Origin of the sequence: Rhodococcus sp. (in: high G+C Gram-positive bacteria) (assembly GCF_049286785.1) — a bacterium.
Classification (GTDB): domain Bacteria; phylum Actinomycetota; class Actinomycetes; order Mycobacteriales; family Mycobacteriaceae; genus Rhodococcus_F.
Map to the genome: position 1 here is coordinate 1 of NZ_JBAQEO010000825.1, position 2003 is coordinate 2003.

At 62.1% G+C, this 2003-nt stretch carries 3 protein-coding genes; 2 read left to right on the top strand and 1 reads right to left on the bottom strand.

The features are described 5' to 3' along the window. The first annotated feature begins 131 nt into the window (after positions 1–131). A complete protein-coding gene (locus tag WAW17_RS29650) occupies positions 132–413 on the top strand; it encodes a type II toxin-antitoxin system RelE/ParE family toxin (RefSeq protein ID WP_422336426.1) in 282 nt (93 codons plus the stop codon). A 61-nt stretch (positions 414–474) separates the two neighbouring features. Further along, entirely contained in the window at positions 475–768 is a 294-nt protein-coding gene (locus WAW17_RS29655; protein WP_185730189.1) for a HigA family addiction module antitoxin, read from the top strand. Positions 769–1364: 596 nt separating this feature from the next. Here the strand turns inward: WAW17_RS29655 and WAW17_RS29660 are convergent. Next, entirely contained in the window at positions 1365–1526 is a 162-nt protein-coding gene (locus WAW17_RS29660; RefSeq protein ID WP_422336427.1) for a hypothetical protein, read from the bottom strand. Positions 1527–2003 lie beyond the last annotated feature (477 nt).

Below are 2003 nucleotides of genomic sequence, written 5' to 3' on the forward strand. Positions count from 1 at the left end.
CTGCTGGGGGCAAGGCTGACGATTCGCTGACCGGTCATCGATGGCCAATTGGGGCACCGATGGAGACATGCCGCCACCCGCCACGATCCATAACGTTGCACGTTATTAACGCGGTGCGTTATACTCGTGGAGTGATCGAATCGTTCGCCGACAAAGAGACCGAGCGGGTCTTTCGCCGGCAGTTCTCGAAGAAGCTCCCGCAGGACATTCAGCGGATCGCGCGCCGGCGCCTCCTGTTGATCGAGGCGGCCACCGATGTCAACGACCTGCGGGTGCCCCCAGGCAACCGCCTGGAGAAGCTCTCCGGGGACCGGTTGGGCCAGTACAGCGTTCGGATCAACGATCAGTACCGCATCTGTTTCACCTGGCGCGCCACCGCCGCATACGACGTGGAGATCACCGACTATCACTAACAACCCGACAGGAGCCGACGCTCCAACATCCGACATAAGAACCCGACCAAGGAACCCAACAATGACTACAGACCTGAGCCCCATTCACCCCGGTGAGATCCTCCGTGAGGACTTCCTCGAGCCGTTCGGCATCACGCAGAACCGCTTAGCCACGATCATCGGTGTTCCGCCCCGACGGATCAACGAGATCGTGCTCGGAAAGCGGTCGATCACCGCAGACACCGCGTTGCGGCTGGCCAAGGCGTTCGGCAATAGTGCGCAGTTCTGGCTCAATATCCAGGACCGCTACGAGCTCGACCTTGCGGCCGACAAGCTAGGCGACGCCCTCGCCAAGATCACGCGCCTCTCGGCATAGATAGGCAGAAGAGCACTCACACGACGAACCCCGTCACCGATCGTCTTATGGCATGCAGTCCGCACCGATCAGTTACGTCGCCGGATTCCACGCCAGCTGTTCTTCTACGATGTACGGCCTGACTATCCATCGGGTCTCAGGGCACGGTCTGGAGGGTTCATGAGCATCCGCATATCGTCGAGCACACCGGATGACGAACCGGGGAGCACGTTGTTGCCGGTTCGCGACAGAATCGACGAAGACCTACGAACCCATTCAGCGGTGAGGCTTGCGAGCGAAGCGGTCCCATTGATGCACCGCACCACGGCCGGAGTGCGATTCGGTCCAGTCCGGCTCATCGAGCGCGACTCCGATTTCGCCGTCGTGTTCGCCGCAAATACGACCCGTTGGGCGGTTCTTGTTCAGCCAGGCGGCGATTCACCGAAGGCATCCCTTATCCTCGGGGTACCCAATCCCCGCGTTGGATTCGGTCGCTCGTTTCGAGCTTCGTACTTGGCGCGGTTGACGGTCCATCAATCCGGCGATCCGTCCGTCGCGAGGGAACCACCAGAGTTCGGATGGATGGCGCTGGCCGGAATCGCTGCCGAAGGCGTGTCTCAGCTCGAAGTGAGGTCGTCGCTCATACAGACACCGGAGGTGTCGGAGCCGACGGAGTCGTCTTTGCGGTGCTCCGCGCGCGGTGGAGAGAGAAACTGCACGTCGCCGTAACCCTTGCCGGCGGCGAGACAGTCCCCGTCGGGCAAATCGGTGGGGGCCATTTGATCGACCCCTTGCGGAGCGGTACCTAACCAGTGTTGCGCCGCGCGGTGACATGGCGTTGCCCGAGATCTCTCCGCTAACGGATCCCTCACCGGTTGTCGATCCGCATCCGGTACGGGCCCCAGCCGGCTCGGAGCCTGCGCTGGGTGCCGATTCCTCCCGCTGCAGGTTCGGTTCGCGGCGAGCGCTTACTGGTCTGGGCAACTCACAACGGTGGCGGCGCGGATGAACTCGTTTTCGGCGCCCTGCAGTCTCTTAAACTTGTCGCGGACGTACTCCTGCGCGGCAACTGGACCATCGGAAGTCGCTAATCGACAGACCTCGCCGGCCGCGTCTTTGAGATCGACGTCACACCGGACATCCATGCGGGAATACGGGTCACGGCAGGACTCCGATCATGCGCAAGAGCACGAGTCCGTCCTTGTTCGGATCTCCGCCGTTGCCGGCGATGGTGATCTGCCGAATGTCCACCCCGG

Coding starts and splice junctions, on each gene's coding strand:
- WAW17_RS29655 (WP_185730189.1), top strand. CDS start 475: ATGACTACAGACCTGAGCCCCATTCACCCCGGTGAGATCCTCCGTGAG.
- WAW17_RS29660 (WP_422336427.1), bottom strand. CDS start 1,526: ATGGCCCCCACCGATTTGCCCGACGGGGACTGTCTCGCCGCCGGCAAG.